Source organism: Azospirillaceae bacterium, from assembly GCA_028283825.1.
In the GTDB taxonomy this organism is placed as follows: domain Bacteria; phylum Pseudomonadota; class Alphaproteobacteria; order Azospirillales; family Azospirillaceae; genus Nitrospirillum.
The window spans coordinates 330,551-346,057 of the sequence record JAPWJW010000004.1 but is presented as its reverse complement, the minus strand read 5'-3'; the positions used below and the strand labels follow the sequence as shown (position 1 = coordinate 346,057).

Genomic DNA, 15,507 nt, shown 5'->3' with positions numbered 1-15,507 from the left:
CCGGGGAAGGCCGGGCGCCACAAGCAGGGAGTAGCTCAGTCATGGAATACGATTACGTCCCCTTGCCGCAGCGCAAGCCGCTGGCCTGGCCGGAAGGCAAGCGCGTCGCGCTGATCCTGACCTTCAACCTGGAAACCTGGGATCTGACGAAGGACACGGACAAGCCCTACTATGCCGGCGGCCCCGCCATCCTGCCCGACATCCTGCCCGGTAACACCCCGGACTTCCCGAACTACACCTGGCGTGAATACGGCCAGCGCGTCGGCATCTGGCGCCTGTACGACCTGTTCGACGAACTGGGCGTGAAGGCCAGCTGCACCACCAACGCCGTCACCTTCGAACGCCGCAAGGCCATGGTGGACGCCTGCCTGGAACGCGGCTGGGAACTGCTGGCGCATAATTACGAGCAGGGCGAGTTGCTGACCAACTTCGCCCATGCGCCGGAGAAGGAACGCGAAATCATCCTGCGTTCCATCGAGATGTATGAAAAGCACGTGGGCCGCCGGCCCAAGGGCTGGCTGTCGTCGTCGCTGCGCGGCACGCTGAACACCGCCGGCATCCTGGCGGAACAGGGCTTCAAGTTCTATTGCGACATCATGAACGACGATCAGCCGTTCATGATCCGCACCGACAAGGGCCCCATCGTGGCCACGCCCTATTCCAACGAGATCAACGACTTCACCTTCATCACGCGCAAGAACTTCACCACCGACCAGTTCCGCGACGCGCTGATCGAGGAACTGGACGTGCTGTATGCCGAGGGTGCGAAGACCGCCCGCATCATGAACGTGGGCCTGCATCCCCACGTTTCCGGCCGCGCCCACCGCGTCCGTGCGTTGCGGGAGTTCATCCAGCACGCCCAGTCGCTGCCCGGCGTCTGGTGGGCCACCCGCGAGGAAATGGCGGACTGGTACCTGACCCAGCAGCAAAGCCACATCCCGGGCCAGCTGGGCAAGTAAGCCCGCCGGTTCAAAGAGTTAAGTGGGGGAGGGGGGCCCGGTCCATTGGGGTGGACCGGGCCCCTCTTTTTTGGGTCCCCCCGGACGCCGGTGCCAGCATCCGCTGGCTGGGCTATCCTCGATTTCCAGTCCGCCTTCGGCTCCCCGGAAATCTCCGGCGGCTGCGGTCGCAGCCTACGGCGGCACGGGTCAAGCCCTCGTGCCGCGGGGACGGGGCTCTATTTATTTGCCGGCACTTTGGTCCAGAAAGACCTTGCCGCTTTCGGTCAAGGCGCCGCACCGAAACAGGCTGGCCGAGGTCACGTTTTTTGACCACGCGTCATCATTCCACGCGAAATAATACAGGCTGCTAACCCGCCCTTCATCGGCGTATTTCTGGAACATGTTCGTCATGTCCGCCACCAGCTTGGCATGATCGGTGTCGTCCAGTGGGCATGATTTGTTATTTTGTGGGAAGTTCCATTCCGTTACCGCGCATTTCTTTTTGCCATTTCCTGACAGGCACTGGTTCAGCGCGTAATTATCAAGGAACGCCTTGCGCTTGTCATTCGCGGCGGCCGAATCGCCGCCCACGGCTGATGGATAGATGTGAACGGCATATTCATCCACGATGTCGTCCAGGCCTAAGGTCCGCAAATATTCAAGCGTCGCATTGGTGCTGACGGAATCATAATGGTAACCATTGGGCAGCTGGCCCTCGGGACCATCATATGCGGACAGGCCGGCGGTAAGGATGGGCGTCTTGCGGTTCAGGGTCGACGCGTCCCGTATCTCCTTAAGCGCCGACAGAATCTTGATGTACACTTTGAAACCCTCGGCCACTTGCTTGGCTTCGGGGTCGTCGTAAAGATCCTTGAGGCCGAAGATCTTCCCCTTGCCGGGCAGGGGGAAGTCCTGATTGAAGGCCGTCCAGTTGATTTCGTTGCCCACCTCGAAACTGGCGAGCACGATTCCGGCCTCCTCCAGCCGTTTCAGGAAGGGGGCGTACTTGGCACGGAACTGTTCCGGGTCGGCGGCGGACAGGGGGTGGCCGCCCCACATCTCGGGATATTTGTCCGGCTGATAGGCCCGGGTGGGGGCGTCGGGGCGATAGCCGCCAAAACCCATGATCCAGTCGATCTTGATGCCCCGCTCCGCCGCACGTTTGGCGAAGTCCAGGCCCTTGTCGTCCGGGGTGATCCCGCAGCGGATGGTTTTGACGCCGGCCGCTTTCATGGCGTCCAACATGGCGTTCTGCTGGTCGGCGGACAGCCGCTCGGGGTTTACCAGGTTCATCCCCTTGATCAGGTCGGCATGCCGCTGGGGTTGGGCATAGGAGACGGTGCTTGCGGCCGTGCCCAGAAAAATGCCGGTCAGCAGCGCGATGCCGGCTTTCAGCCATCGGCTTTGTTGTCGGGCGCTTGGGTGGGGAATCGCCATTTAACCTCTCCATCCGGGGTCATGCTGCAAGGGTCCGCCCGTGCCCATAAAGCGGATCACGGAACGGCGCAATCGCCTAATCCACCGGCGGATCAAGAAGGTAGAGCCCGCCCGCGTTTCCGATCAAACGCGGCGGGCGCCAAACCGGTTCCCGCTGATGGCGGATGGATTCGAGGTTTCAGGGTGCTTCCGCGTCGGGCCCGGGCGCCGGGGCGTCGTTGCCGCCACCCAGCGCCCGGAACAGTTCGACCGCGTTGGTCTGCCGTTCCAGGCGGGTGGAGACCAGGTCCTGCCGCGTCGAATAATAGGTCCGTTCGCTGTCCAGCGTGGCCAGGAAGGGATCGACGCCCTCCTCGAAGCGCGCGCGGGATATTTGCAGGGCGCCGCTGGCGGCGGTCGTCCGCGTGCGTTCTGCCTCAAGCTGGCCGTCGATCGTCTCGCGCCGCGCCAGGGCGTCGGCCACTTCGCGGAAGGCCGTCTGGATCGCCTTCTCATAGGTCGCCACCATCGCGTCGCGGGTGGCCTTGGCATAGTCCAAATTGCCGGCGTTACGGCCCATGTCGAAGATCGGCAAGGTGGCCGTCGGGGTGACCGACCATGCCTGGCTGCCGCCCCCGAACAGGTTCGACGCGCCCAGGCTCATGGTGCCGAATGCCGAGGTCAGCGAGATCTGGGGGAAGAAGGCTGCCCGGGCGGCACCGATGTCGGCGTTGGCCGCCTTCAGCGCGTGCTCGGCCGCCGACACGTCGGGACGCTTCAGCAGGACGGTGGAGGAAAGCCCCGCCGGCAGCCGTTCGATGGTGGCGTCCTGGTCGCCCAGGCCATCGGGCAGCAGCGCATCCCCGACATGGGATCCCGCCAGCAGGTCCAGGGCGTTGCGGTCCTGGGCCACGGTGGCGGTCAGGCGCGCGATGTCGGCGCGCGCTTGCTGATAGGTGGTCTGCGCCTGATGGACGTCGAGATCGGAGGAGACGCCGGTGCCGGCACGGCCTTGCGTGATCTTCAGCGTCTCGGCGAAGGTGTCGGCGGTGTCGCCCGCGATCGCCAGTTGTTCACGGTCGGCGGCCAGTTGCAGCCAGGCGTCGGCCACCTCCGCCACCAGCGTCACCTGTGCCGCGTCGCGATGGTCGGCGCTGGCGAAATACTGTTCCTGGGCCGCTTGCGTCAGGTTGCGCATCCGGCCGAACAGGTCCAGTTCCCACGCCGATACGCCGACCTGCGCCTGGTACAGGTCATAGCGGGTGCCGGTGGCGCCGACACTGTTCAGGCCGGCGGGTGTGCGCTCGTAATCGGCACTGGCGCCGACGGCGATGGTGGGGAACAGGTCGGCCCCCTGGACACGCGCCTGGGCGCGGGCCTGGGCCACGTTGGCCAGGGCGACGCGCAGGTCGCGGTTGTTGTCCAGCGCCAGGGTGATCACCTGGCGCAGGCGCTGGTCGGTGAAATAGTCGCGCCAGCCGGTGGGGCCCGTGTCCGTGCCGCGTGCGGCGGCGGTCTCCTGCCCGGCCACGCCGGAGGTGACCGCAGGTGCCACGGGAAGGTCGGGCCGGACATAATCGGGGGCCAGGTTACAGCCCGCGAGCAGCAGGCCCGGCGCCAGCAGCGCCGCCATCTTGCGGGCAAGCGTCTTGCGATGAATGGGCATGGATCAGAAATCCCGCGCGGCGTCGCCAGTGGGCTGGTCCTGGCGGAACAGCTGCTTGACGATGCGGAAGAAGGTGGGAACGAAGAAGATGGCCAGCACGGTGGCCGACAGCATGCCGCCGACGACGGCCCAGCCGATGGCGTTCTGACCGCCGGAACCGGCGCCATGCGACAGGGCCAGCGGCAACACCCCCAGCGTGAAGGCGAAGCTGGTCATCAGGATCGGGCGCAGGCGCAGTTTGGCCGCTTCCAGTGCCGCCGCCGCAGCGCCCATGCCCGCGCGCATCTTCTCTTCCGCGAACTCGATGATGAGGATCGCGTTCTTGGCCGAGACGCCGACCGTGGTGATCAGGCCGACCTGAAGATAGATGTCGTTGGCCTGGCCCGTCAGCCACGACGCCAGCACGGCGCCGAACACGCCCAGCGGCACCACCAGCAGCACCGCGATGGGCACCGACCAGCTTTCATAAAGGGCGGCCAGGCAGAGGAACACGATCAGCAGCGACAGGCCGTAGAGGGCGCCGGCCTGGCCCGAGCTGTTCTGCTGTTCATAACTGATGCCCGTCCATTCGTGGCCGATGCCCGCCGGCAGCTTGGCGGCCAGTTCCTCCATGGCCTGCATCGCCTCTCCCGAGCTATGCCCGGGGGCGGGCGCGCCCATGATCTCGACCGAGGGTTCGCCGTTGTAGCGTTCCAGCTTGGTCGGGCCGAAGGCCCACTTCCAGGTGGCGAAGGCCGAGAACGGCGTCATCGCCCCCGATGAGCCGCGCACATACACATCGCCGATGGCGTCGGGCGTGGTGCGGAAGTCCTGGTCCGCCTGGACGTAGACCTTCTTGACGCGGCCGCGATCCATGAAGTCGTTGACGTAGGTGCCGCCGAAGGCCGTGGTCAGCGTATCGTTCACGTCGGCCAGCGCCAGGCCCAAGGCACCCGCCTTGTTCTTGTCGACGTGCAGCTTGATCTGGGGCGTGTCCTCCAGGCCGTTGGGACGGACCAGGGCCAGGCGCGGGTCCTTGGCCGCCAGCGCCAGCAACTGGTTGCGGGCCGCGATCAGCTGTTCGTGGCCCAGTTCCGCCTCGTCCTTCAGTTCGAAGTCGAAGCCGGTGGCGTTGCCCAGTTCGAACACCGCCGGCGGCCCGAAGGCCAGCACCTGCGCCGACCGGATGGCGCGGAAGGCCCCGTTGGCCCGGGCGGCGATGGCGTCGGCGGTGTTCGCCTCGCCCTTGCGTTCCGACCAGTCCTTCAGGCGGATGAAGGTCAGGCCGACATTCTGCGCCTGCCCGACGAAACCGAAACCGGGGGCGTTGAACACGCCTTCGACGTTGGCCCCTTCCTTCTGGCGGTAATAGTCGGTGACGCGCGCCATCGTCGCCTGGGTTTCCTCCAGCGAGGCGCCGACCGGCAGGGTCACCTGGGTGAAGATGAAGCCCTGGTCCTCCTGCGGCAGGAAGCCGCCCTGCAGGCGCATGAAGATGACGCCCATGCCGACGACGATGATGGCGTAGACCGCCAGCGTGCGGCCCCAGTTGCGGTCCGCCCGGCGCACGCCGCCCTCATAGCCGTCGCGCGTCCGGTTGAAGGTGCGGTTGAACCAGGCGAAGAAGCGGCCCAGGATCCGGGCGGGGCCCCTGGCCGCGGGATCCTCGACATCGTCCCCGAAATGGTCGCCCGGCTTCAGGATGGTGGCGCACAGGGCGGGGGTCAGGACCAGCGCCACCAGCACCGACAGCACCATGGAGATGACGATGGTCAGCGAGAACTGGCGGAAGATGACGCCCGCCGACCCGCCGAAAAACGCCATCGGCAGGAACACGGCCGACAGCACCAGGCCGATGCCGACCAGCGCGCCGGAGATTTCCTCCATCGATTTCAGCGCGGCCTGCTTGGGCGTCAGCCCTTCCTCATGGATCAGGCGTTCCACGTTCTCGACCACGACGATGGCGTCATCGACCAGCAGGCCGATGGCCAGCACCATGCCGAACAGGGTCAGCGTGTTCAGCGTGAAGCCGGCGTAATACAGCACGGCGACGGCGCCCAGCAGCACCACCGGCACCGCGATGGTGGGGATCAGCGTGGCGCGCCAGTTCTGCAGGAACACGAACATGACGAGGAAGACCAGGATGATCGCCTCGAACAGGGTGTGGACCACGTCCTCGATCGAAATCTTGACGAAGGCGGAATTGTCCAGCGGGTAGACGACCTTGACGTCGGGCGGGAAGCGCTTTGAGATCTCGTCGATCCTGGCCTTCACGCCGTCCACGGTCGCCAGGGCGTTGGCACCCGGGGCCAGCTTGATGGCGAAGCCGGACGCCGGCCCGTTGTTGTAGGTCGGCTGGAAATTGTACACCTCCGCGCCCAGTTCCACCCGGGCCACCTCCGACAGCCGGACGTTGGACCCGTCGGGATTGGTGCGCAGGATGATGTCGCGGAACTCCTGCGGCGTGGTCATGCGCGTCTGCGCCGTGATCACGGCGTTCAGCGCCTGCCCTTTGGGTGAGGGCAGGGAGCCGACCTGGCCGGCGGAGACCTGGGCGTTCTGCGCCCGGATGGCCGCCGTCACGTCCTGCATCGACAGGTTCAGGTTGGTCAGCTTGATCGGGTCCACCCAGACGCGCATCGCGTATTGCGACCCGAACAGCTGGGTGTCGCCCACGCCGGTCACGCGGCTGATGGGGTCCTTCAGCTTGGACGCGATGATGTCGCCCAGATCCTGCTGCGAATGGCTGCCGTCGGTGGAATAGAGCGCGAAGAACAGCAGGAAGTTCTTGGCCGCCTTGGTGACGGTCAGGCCCTGGCGCTGCACCTCCTCGGGCAACATCGGCGTCGCCTGCTGCAGTTTGTTCTGGACCTGCACCTGGGCCGTGTCGGCGTTGGTGCCCTGGGCGAAGGTCAGGATGATGGTCAGGTTGCCGGCGCTGTCGCTGGTGGAGCTGAAATACTCAAGGTGATCGAGGCCGCTCATCTGCTGCTCGATCACCTGGGTGGTGGTCTGCTCCAGCGTGCCGGCGTCCGCACCCGGCAGGGTCGTGGCGATCTGCACCATGGGCGGGGCGATGGCCGGGAACTGCGCCACCGACATGGAACGCAGCGCGATCCCGCCGCCCAGCATCAGAATGATGGCGATCACCCATGCGAAGATGGGTCGATTGATGAAAAAACGGGACATGGCAGGTCAATCCTTGCCGGCGGCGTCGGGGCGACCGGTGTCGCCCGCCGCGATCTGCTGGGGCGGCGCGCCGGTGGCGGCGTCGCCCGGCTTCACAGTCATCTGGCCTTCGACGATCAGGCGGTCGCCGGCCTTGAGGCCCGTTTCCACCAGCCAGCGATCGCCGACGGGCGGACCCAGCGTCAGCCGGCGCTGCGCCACCTTGCCATCCGCGCCAAGCACCAGGGCCACGGCGTCGCCGCGGGCGTCGTGCGTCACCCCCTGCTGCGGCGCCAGGATGGCGTGGTGGCGCACACCCTGGACCAATTGCGCGCGCACATACATGCCGGGCAGCAGCACGCCGTCCGGATTGGTGAACCGCGCGCGGATGGTGACCGAGCCGGAGTTGTTGTCCACCGTCGTGTCGGTGAAGGCCAGCGTGCCTTCGGCCGGGTACATCTTGCCGTTGGGCAGGATCAGCTGGACCTTGGCCGCCGTGGGAATGTCACGCGACAGGCCGCCCTGGCGGATGGCGTCGCGCAGGTCCAGCAGCTTGCCCGCCGGTTCCGTCACGTCGACATAGACGTCGCCGATATTGCTGATCATCGCCAGCGGCTGGGTCTGCCCGGTCTGGGCCAGGCCGCCGACCGTCACCAGCGACCGGCCGATGCGGCCGGTGATGGGGGCCCGCACGCGGGTGAAATCCAGGTTGACCTCCGCCGCCATGACGTCGGCCTTCCGCGCGTCGACCACCGCCCGCGCCTCGGCGGCGGATGCCTCGGCGTTGTCGACGTCCTGCTGGCTGACGCCCTTGATGGCGATCAGGCGCCGGTAGCGCTCGGCCTGCAGCTGGGTGGAGCGGATCGTGGCCTGGGCCGTGGAGAGATTGCCCTTGGCGCCGGCCAGCGCCGCGCGATAGGGGGCGTCCTCGATCTCGTACAGCACCTGGCCGGCATGAACCAGCGCGCCTTCCTCGAACAGGCGGCGGCGGATGACGCCGTTGACCTGGGGACGGACCTCCGATGTCTCGAACGCCACGACCCGCCCGGGCAGCGAGGTCGTCAGGGCGGTGTCCTGTTCCTGCAGGGTGACGATGCCGACCTCGGCAACGGCGCCCGTCTTGGGCGTGTCCTTGGGGGAACAGGCGGACAGGGCGAGCGGAATTGCGCCCATGGCCAACACCTGGCCGATGCTTAGCCTCATTACCATAGTCTCCAAGATACCCGGTCGGACACCGCGCGCATGCGACGCGGCAAGGGCGAAGGGACGCCCGTCCATAAGCCGAACGCTGTTGATCGGTGATGCCCGCCCACGGGGTGACAGGACCCCGGCGGGAAGCGGCTCAGCCTTGATGAGGGGCAGCTGATACCAGCCCGATCCGCGCGCGACTACGCATTGAGTCTTGGATGCTATGATGAAGCAGATTCATTAATCGGCAGAATCATGGTCCGGCGCCGGACACAATCGGCGCCGGATCGGCCTCAGCTGCGCCCCGGCCAGGCCAGCCCGTCGCAATTGCCGGCCACCGCTTGGCCCGCGAACAGGGCCTGGACGAAGGGCAGGCTGTCGGCTTGCGAGGGCAGGACGGCGCCGGAATGGTCCTGGCCGGGATAGAAACGCACCGCCACGGTGGACCCGCGCAAACAGGCGGCGCGGGCCACGTTGAACGACAGCTCCGGCGCCGTGTACAGATCCTTCAAGCCGATGCCGATGAAGACCGGCATGCGGAAGGCCGGGTCGGGATAGCGGCGGCGCACGGCCATTTTCGCCTCATACGGCGCCGGGTCGCGGGTGAACAGGGCCGACAGCGGCGGCCGTTCCTTGAATACCGCCGCCAGGGCGGTGGAATGGCAGCCGCCGGCCACGTCGCGCAGCAGCTCCAGCCCGCGCGGCGTCAGGTAGTCCGCCGCCTTGAAGGCCGGATCCACCGTGGCATAGCTGGTGAAATAGTTCAGGTAGACCACAGCCCAGGGGTCGAAGCGGTCCAACGCCAGGCCGCGTACCGCGCCGCGCGGGGTGGCGGGGTCGATCACCGCCGCCTTGGCGATGGTGGTGGACTGGTCCAGGTCGGCCGGCAGGGTGGGGGCGAAGTCGGGTTCCCCCGGCACGCCGGTGGCGACCACGCCCAGCAGCTTGACGTCGGGCGCGTAATCGGGTGCCAGCAGGCCGGTGCCCAGGGCGGCGTGCGCACCCTGCGACTGGCCCACCACGATGGTCTTGGGCGACAGGGCGGGATAGGCGGCGCGGGCGGCGCGCACGGCGTCCAGCATGCCGTAGGCCGCCGCCTTCAGGCCCATGTAGGGGTGGGGGCCGGCGGTGCCCAGGCCCTGGTAGTCGCTGGCCACGATGGCATAGCCCTGGGCCAGCCAGCGGTTCAGGTATTGGGATTCGCTCTCCGCCTTGGGCTGCCAGGACGGGGCGCAGACGTCCGCCGTGCCGGTGGTGCCGTGCGCCCAGGCGATGACGGGCCAGCCGCCGGCCGGCGGCGCGCCCTTGGGCAGGTAGACCAGGCCGGACACCACGGTGCCCGTTGCCGGCGCGCCGTCAGGCAGCCAGCCGTCGGTGGAACTGTAGAGGATGCGGTCGCCCCGGGCGGCGCCGTCCAGCGCCTGGTCGGCCGGCAGTGTCTCCCAGCGCAGCATGCGGCCGGGGGCGGGGATGGGGGCGTTCCAGCGGTAGAAGTCGCTGACCCCGCCGTCACCCGAATACGGGTTCGCGACGGTGTCGGCGAAGGCCATGCCCTGCGACAGCAGCACCAGGCCGGCCGCGGCCGCCATCAGCCGTTTGCGAAAAAGCGCCCCCATGGAAATCACCCCATTCCCGTTTTTAATCGTCATCAATTCACGAAAAACGGTAGCAGAGCGGGGGGTGGGCGCCGGTCCGGCGGCCCAATCTATTCGCCAGGCGACTAACGCGACCGCTTACCGTGGTAGGCATTGCCCGTGTTAACGCAGTATTTATTGATCACCGTAATAAAGAACTTTAATCCCTGGGCGGGATCGGCCGTGCAGGGGCCGGGCCAGAAACAGGGCGGGTGGTTTGGGACAGCAGGGACAACGGTGCGGGCGGCACACCATGACGAAGCCTCGGGGATCCAGTCCGACATGGGCCTTCCTGGGGGTGCCGCGTGTCCTTAGGCTGACAGTTGCCAAAATCATTCAGGGACAAGAGGGCTGAATTCATGACCTTCCTGACCAAACTGGACTCGACCCCCGCCGGCGCCAAGCCGGCCTTCGGTCTCAGCCAGCGCGGCCGCGCCGGGATGGAGCTGCTGGGCTCCCTCCAGAAATTCTCGTCCGGCCAGTTCCGTCCGCGCGCCGCCGCCGCCTTCGCCGCCGATCCGGAGGGTGCCCGCCTGACGGCCGAGCATGCCGCCGACACGGCCGGCACCAAGGGCGCCGGCGCCCGCCTCACCCAGGCCCGCGACCTGGCCGAAAGCCTGCCGCTGTACCGTCTGGAACGCTTCTGCCAGCGTTTCGTGGGGGAGGAGAACTTCAACCGCGGCATCCCCGCGATCGAGGAACGCCGCGCCCAGTTCGAACGCTTCGTCACGGCGCCGCTGGACCAGAGTGCTGGTGGCACGCTGGAACTGGACGACAGCATCGTCCCGCCCAAATACTACGACGCCGTCGAATGGCATCTGGAGCCGGGCGGCTGGGATGGCTATGACCTGTACGGTCCGCTGTTCGCCTTCGCCGTCGGCCCGCTGGTCTTCCGCCTGGGCGGCTACGCCGCGGTGGGCGTGGGCGATGACATCACCCAGCAGCGCGTCCAGGCCATCCGCCAGTTCCCCAAGGACCGCTACGACCGCATCTATGAGCCCGGCTGCGGCGGCGCCACCACCGCCCGCGCCCTGAACACCGTGTTCCCGGACGCGGAACTGGTGGGGTGCGACCTGTCGCCCCTGCTGCTGAAGAACGGCCACCGCATGGCCGAGCGCATGGGCCTGAAGGTGCACCTGAAGCAGCGCGACGTGGTCGACACGCGCGAACCGGACGCGAGCTTCGACGCCGTCATCACCTACGCCCTGCACCATGAGCTGCCGCCCAAGGTGAACGGGGATCTCTACCGCGAGATGTTCCGCATCCTGAAGCCCGGCGGGGACATCGTCATGTCCGACCCGCCGCCCTTCCGCGCCGTCAGCATGTTCCACGCCGTCATCCTGGATTGGGACACCCGGCACCGGAATGAGCCGTTCTTCACCGCCGTGCTGCATTCCGACCAGGAACAGATGCTGCGCGATGCCGGGTTCGAGAATGTGGAGTCCTACGCCATCGGCCAGGACCAGTACCCGTGGATCGTCCGGGCCCGCAAGCCCGACACCGCCGCCGTGGGAGCGTGAAGATGAGTGACATGACAGGCCCCTACCTGGCCCCCACCGACATCGACGACGTCGCCCGCATCCTGATGACGTTGGTGACCGAGGTGTGGGTGATGCGTGATCGCATGGCGATCACCGAGCGCCTGCTGGCGGAAAAGGCCGGCATCACCGCCGCCGACATCGACGACTACGCCGGCGACCCCGCCTTCAAGGCCGACCTGGAACGCCAGCGTGACCAGTTCGTGTCCACCGTGCTGGGGGCGCCGCTGGCGGCGCGGGAACGCGGGGTGGACCAGATCCTGGCCCGCGCCGGCTATTCCCGGCCCGTCGCGTCCTGACCTGAAACCGAAACGGGGCGGCCCTTCATGGAAATGCAGCAGCTTCAGCACTTTTTGGCGACGGCCCGCTACGGCAGCGTGGGCCGCGCGGCCGAGGCGCTGAACCTGACGCAATCGGGTGTCAGCCGCAGCATCCGGGCGCTGGAACGCGCCCTGGGCCTGCCCCTGTTCGAACGCGAGGCGCGGGGCGTCACGCTGACCAGCTACGGCGAAAGCCTGGCGGCCCGCGCCCGCATCATCTGTAACGAGCACGCCCGGGCGATGGCCGAGGCGCGGGCCTTCCGCGCGCTGAAAACCGGCGACCTGACCCTGGGTCTGCACACCGTGTTCGCCCATCTGGGGGCGGCCGACGCGCTGGATCCCTTCATGGCGGCCTACCCGGACATCCAGCTGTCGGTGTCCACCGGCGCCACCTTCTCCCTGGCGGCGGAGGTGGAGGACGCGCGGCTGGACCTGGCGCTCACCATGTTCGCCGACGGCGTGCGCGTGCCGGGCCTGGTGTATGAGGAATTGGGCACGGTCGCCTGCGGCATCCATGCCCGCGCGGCCCACCCGCTGGCCATGCTGCCGGGCCTTAACCTGGCCGACCTCGCCCCCCACCCCTGGGTGCTGAGCGGGGCGGTGCATCTGCGCCAGGCGTTCGATGCCGGGTTCGAGGCGGCGGGCGTGGCCCCGCCGGCCCGGGTGGCGCAGAGCGCCTCGCTGACCTTGCTGCTGGATCTGGTGGCCCGGCGCGACCTGCTGACCCTGGTGCCGGACGCCATCGCGGCGGCCCGGGGCCTGGTGCGCCTGGACATCAGCGCACCGGCCGGGCGGCCGCGCGCCGGCCTGGTCTATCGCGCCGACAGTCTGGAGCGTCCGCCGGTGCGCGCCGTGGTGGCGCAGTTCCGCCGGCTGGCGGCGACCTTCCTGGGGGGAGGGGATCAAACCGTGTGAATGAAGTCCGGAAACGGAACAGGGACAGTGGGCAAAGATGATGGGATGGCCGCTTTTCCGCGGCCGGGCGTGGTACAGGGCAAGTCTTAGGGCAATGTTATCTGTAATTTTAAATAAACTGCCCCGGAAACGGTGGCGGTCTTTTTGGCGTTCCAAGTTAATAACCTGGAAACGAACGCCTTTGTACAGTGTGTTGTCTTGTGATCTATTCGCCAGGCAATCACATCTCGGAAATTCAGACTCATATCCGTTCCCCTCCCATACGATTTCCTCAGTTCCAAAAAAATGAGAACAGGGGGTTTTAGGTTGATGACTATGAAATCCAAGGACATGCTCGCCACGTCGCTGTCCGCGTTCGCGATCCTGGTGGCGACCTCCGCGTCCACCGGTGCTTTCGCCCAGACCGCTTCCACCCAGGCGCCGGCGCCCGCCGCCCCGGCCGCGACGCCGGCCACCACCGCCAGCACCGATAGCGATGGGCTGGAGGAAATCGTCGTCACCGCGCGTAAGACGGCGGAACGTTTGCAGGACGTGCCCCTGGCGGTCGCCGCCATGAGTTCCGAACAGCTGGAATCGCACGGCATCACCGACCTGCAAGGCCTGGCGCGCTTCACGCCCGGCTTCCAGTTCAAGGACTTCGTGACCGCCTTCCATGGCGACATGAACCTGCGCGGCCTGTCGCAGGCCAACGTGCAGAACGCGGTGGGCAACGTCGGCGCCTTCATCGACGGCGTCTACATGCAGCGTGGCTACATGGCCAGTTCCACCCTGGGCGACTGGGAACGCATCGAGGTGATCAAGGGTCCGCAGAGCGCGCTCTACGGTTCCAACACCTTCTCCGGCGCCATCAACTACATCCCCAAGGAGCCGGGCGACAAGCTGGGTGGTGAGGCGCTGGTCAGCTACGGCAGCGACGATACCCGCCGCTTCACGGCGGCCGTGGGCGGCCCCATCATCGACAACGTGCTGTCGGCGCGCATCTTCGTGGGGCGTGAGGACAGCAACGGCACCTGGAAGAACAACCTGCCGGGCGCCTCGGGCGACACCGCCAACTTCGGCGCCTACAAGCGCGACGCCGTGTCCGGCCTGGTGAACTTCACCCCCACCGACACCATCAAGATCAGCGCCTTCTACAAGGAAGACAACCGCACGGAATATTTGCGGCCGTATTACGAGGTCAGCGGCACCTTCAGTGAGGACAAGCTGAACTGCGGCCCCAGCAACTCCATGTTCTGCGGCACGCTGCCCACCAACCCCAGCGCCCTGCTGTCCGGCGTCGGCAACCGTCCGGAGGGCCTGTTCGCCGCGTCCGAACCGCCGACGGAGATCAAGACCAAGGTCTACCGCATCTCCGCCGACTGGGACATCACGCCGGACCTGACCCTGCACTACATCTACGGCCAGGCGCGCGGCCAGGCGCAGGAGGATCTGTCCTTCGCGCCCAACACCTACAACCCGACCGGCGGCGGCGTGATTTCGCAGCAGCATGAAGGTGGCGTGCTGAACTCCACCAGCCATGAACTGCGGCTGGCCTGGGACGATGGCGGCCCGTTCAAGGCCGACATCGGCGGCATGCACTCCAGCGCCCGCGACCAGTTCCTGTTCGGCATCCGCCTGGTGTCGCCCGGCGCCACGCTGACCCGCCTGTCGGACAACCCGCTGAACCCCAGCGGCCTGATCGTCTACAACGACTACGACACGATGTACGACACCGACGCGGTGTTCGCCCGTGCGTCGTACAGCTTCCTGGGTGACAAGGCCAAGATCTCGCTTGAGGGCCGCTATTCCGACAACAGCATCGACTTCAACGACATCCTGAGCCGGACCAAGAACCCGGCGCTGCCGCTGCTGACCAGCGACTATAAGGACTTCATTCCGCGCGCCACGGCCGAATACCACCTGACGCCGGACACCATGCTGTACGCTTCGGCGGCCAAGGGCGTGAAGGCCGGCGGCTTCAACGGCTACACCGCCAGCACCACCACCCTGACCAAGGGGGAACAGTCGTTCGGTGAAGAGTCCAACTGGACCTACGAGGCGGGTGCGAAGAACACCTTCCTGCACGACACCCTGACGGTGAACGCCGACTTCTTCTACATCACCTGGGCCAACAAGCAGTCGGCCGTGGTGCCGTCCAACTACCACTCCACCACCGTCAACCTGGGCACGACCCCGCCCAGCATTTATGAGAACACGGGCAACGCGACCTCCTACGGTATCGAGGTCAACGGCATGTACCGCCCCATCCACCCGCTGACCTTCAACTACGGTCTGGCCTGGACCCATGCGCGGTACGACGCCGGCTCGGTGGCGGTGAACTACATCGGCCTGTGCGACAACATCATCTGCAAGGCCGATGGCAGCATCGGCGGCAAGCAGATCGAAGGCTCGCCCTCCATCACCGCCAACCTGGGCGGCGAATGGCGCCAGCCGCTGCGCGGCGACTGGGACTGGTTCGCCGGGGTTGACGAGACCTGGCAGAACAAGATGTACGCCGATGCTGAAAACCTGGTCTCCATCGACGGCTTCTTCCTGACCGACGCCCGCCTGGGTGTGGACAACGATCGCTGGAAGATCTGGCTATGGGGCAAGAACATCTTCGACAAGCAGTACATCAGCAGCAGCTTCATCATCCCCAGCCTGCGCCAGTACGCGCCGTCCTACGGCGACCGGGCCAGCTACGGCATCACCGCCTCGGTCAAGTTCTGATCGGGTTCGGCTGAGCTGAAATGAGAACACCCC

10 protein-coding genes are annotated in these 15,507 nt (G+C 66.7%); 5 read left to right on the top strand and 5 right to left on the bottom strand.

Features of this window, described 5'->3' with window-relative positions; genetic code table 11:
- Positions 1-41: 41 nt before the first annotated feature.
- The gene (locus tag PW843_25680; protein MDE1149957.1) at positions 42-959 is read left to right on the top strand and encodes a polysaccharide deacetylase family protein; all 918 of its coding nucleotides are present in this window, start codon (positions 42-44) and stop codon (positions 957-959) included.
- Positions 960-1,181: 222 nt separating this feature from the next.
- Here PW843_25680 and PW843_25675 read toward each other — a convergent pair whose 3' ends face one another.
- The 5 genes from PW843_25675 to PW843_25655 all read right to left on the bottom strand — a co-directional run bounded on the left by PW843_25675 (position 1,182) and on the right by PW843_25655 (position 9,974).
- Positions 1,182-2,378, bottom strand: a complete 1,197-nt coding sequence (locus tag PW843_25675) for a hypothetical protein (protein ID MDE1149956.1) — start codon at positions 2,376-2,378, stop codon at positions 1,182-1,184.
- Between the two features lie 178 nt (positions 2,379-2,556).
- Positions 2,557-4,023 carry an efflux transporter outer membrane subunit gene (locus PW843_25670; GenBank protein ID MDE1149955.1) on the bottom strand — a complete coding sequence of 489 codons (1,467 nt, stop codon included), beginning with the start codon at positions 4,021-4,023 and terminating at the stop codon, positions 2,557-2,559.
- Positions 4,024-4,026: 3 nt separating this feature from the next.
- Positions 4,027-7,191: an efflux RND transporter permease subunit gene (locus tag PW843_25665; protein MDE1149954.1), complete on the bottom strand. Its 3,165-nt coding sequence runs from the start codon at positions 7,189-7,191 to the stop codon at positions 4,027-4,029.
- A 6-nt stretch (positions 7,192-7,197) separates the two neighbouring features.
- Positions 7,198-8,343 carry an efflux RND transporter periplasmic adaptor subunit gene (locus PW843_25660; protein MDE1149953.1) on the bottom strand — a complete coding sequence of 382 codons (1,146 nt, stop codon included), beginning with the start codon at positions 8,341-8,343 and terminating at the stop codon, positions 7,198-7,200.
- A 308-nt stretch (positions 8,344-8,651) separates the two neighbouring features.
- Entirely contained in the window at positions 8,652-9,974 is a 1,323-nt protein-coding gene (locus PW843_25655; GenBank protein ID MDE1149952.1) for a lipase family protein, read from the bottom strand.
- A gap of 377 nt (positions 9,975-10,351) precedes the next feature.
- Here PW843_25655 and PW843_25650 point away from each other — a divergent pair, with 377 nt between their 5' ends.
- From PW843_25650 to PW843_25635, 4 genes are all read left to right on the top strand, one after another.
- Positions 10,352-11,512 (top strand): methyltransferase domain-containing protein, encoded by a 1,161-nt coding sequence (locus PW843_25650; protein MDE1149951.1) that lies wholly within the window; start codon positions 10,352-10,354, stop codon positions 11,510-11,512.
- 2 nt (positions 11,513-11,514) lie between these two features.
- Entirely contained in the window at positions 11,515-11,829 is a 315-nt protein-coding gene (locus PW843_25645; protein ID MDE1149950.1) for a hypothetical protein, read from the top strand.
- A gap of 27 nt (positions 11,830-11,856) precedes the next feature.
- Positions 11,857-12,765 carry a LysR family transcriptional regulator gene (locus PW843_25640; protein ID MDE1149949.1) on the top strand — a complete coding sequence of 303 codons (909 nt, stop codon included), beginning with the start codon at positions 11,857-11,859 and terminating at the stop codon, positions 12,763-12,765.
- Between the two features lie 309 nt (positions 12,766-13,074).
- The gene (locus tag PW843_25635) at positions 13,075-15,474 is read left to right on the top strand and encodes a TonB-dependent receptor (GenBank protein MDE1149948.1); all 2,400 of its coding nucleotides are present in this window, start codon (positions 13,075-13,077) and stop codon (positions 15,472-15,474) included.
- Positions 15,475-15,507: the final 33 nt, after the last annotated feature.

Bases quoted from the DNA above. Each gene is read 5' to 3' on its own strand.
- PW843_25680 (MDE1149957.1), top strand. From the start codon at position 42: ATGGAATACGATTACGTCCCCTTGCCGCAGCGCAAGCCGCTGGCCTGG.
- PW843_25675 (MDE1149956.1), bottom strand. From the start codon at position 2,378: ATGGCGATTCCCCACCCAAGCGCCCGACAACAAAGCCGATGGCTGAAA.
- PW843_25670 (MDE1149955.1), bottom strand. From the start codon at position 4,023: ATGCCCATTCATCGCAAGACGCTTGCCCGCAAGATGGCGGCGCTGCTG.
- PW843_25665 (MDE1149954.1), bottom strand. From the start codon at position 7,191: ATGTCCCGTTTTTTCATCAATCGACCCATCTTCGCATGGGTGATCGCC.
- PW843_25660 (MDE1149953.1), bottom strand. From the start codon at position 8,343: ATGGGCGCAATTCCGCTCGCCCTGTCCGCCTGTTCCCCCAAGGACACG.
- PW843_25655 (MDE1149952.1), bottom strand. From the start codon at position 9,974: ATGGGGGCGCTTTTTCGCAAACGGCTGATGGCGGCCGCGGCCGGCCTG.
- PW843_25650 (MDE1149951.1), top strand. From the start codon at position 10,352: ATGACCTTCCTGACCAAACTGGACTCGACCCCCGCCGGCGCCAAGCCG.
- PW843_25645 (MDE1149950.1), top strand. From the start codon at position 11,515: ATGAGTGACATGACAGGCCCCTACCTGGCCCCCACCGACATCGACGAC.
- PW843_25640 (MDE1149949.1), top strand. From the start codon at position 11,857: ATGGAAATGCAGCAGCTTCAGCACTTTTTGGCGACGGCCCGCTACGGC.
- PW843_25635 (MDE1149948.1), top strand. From the start codon at position 13,075: ATGACTATGAAATCCAAGGACATGCTCGCCACGTCGCTGTCCGCGTTC.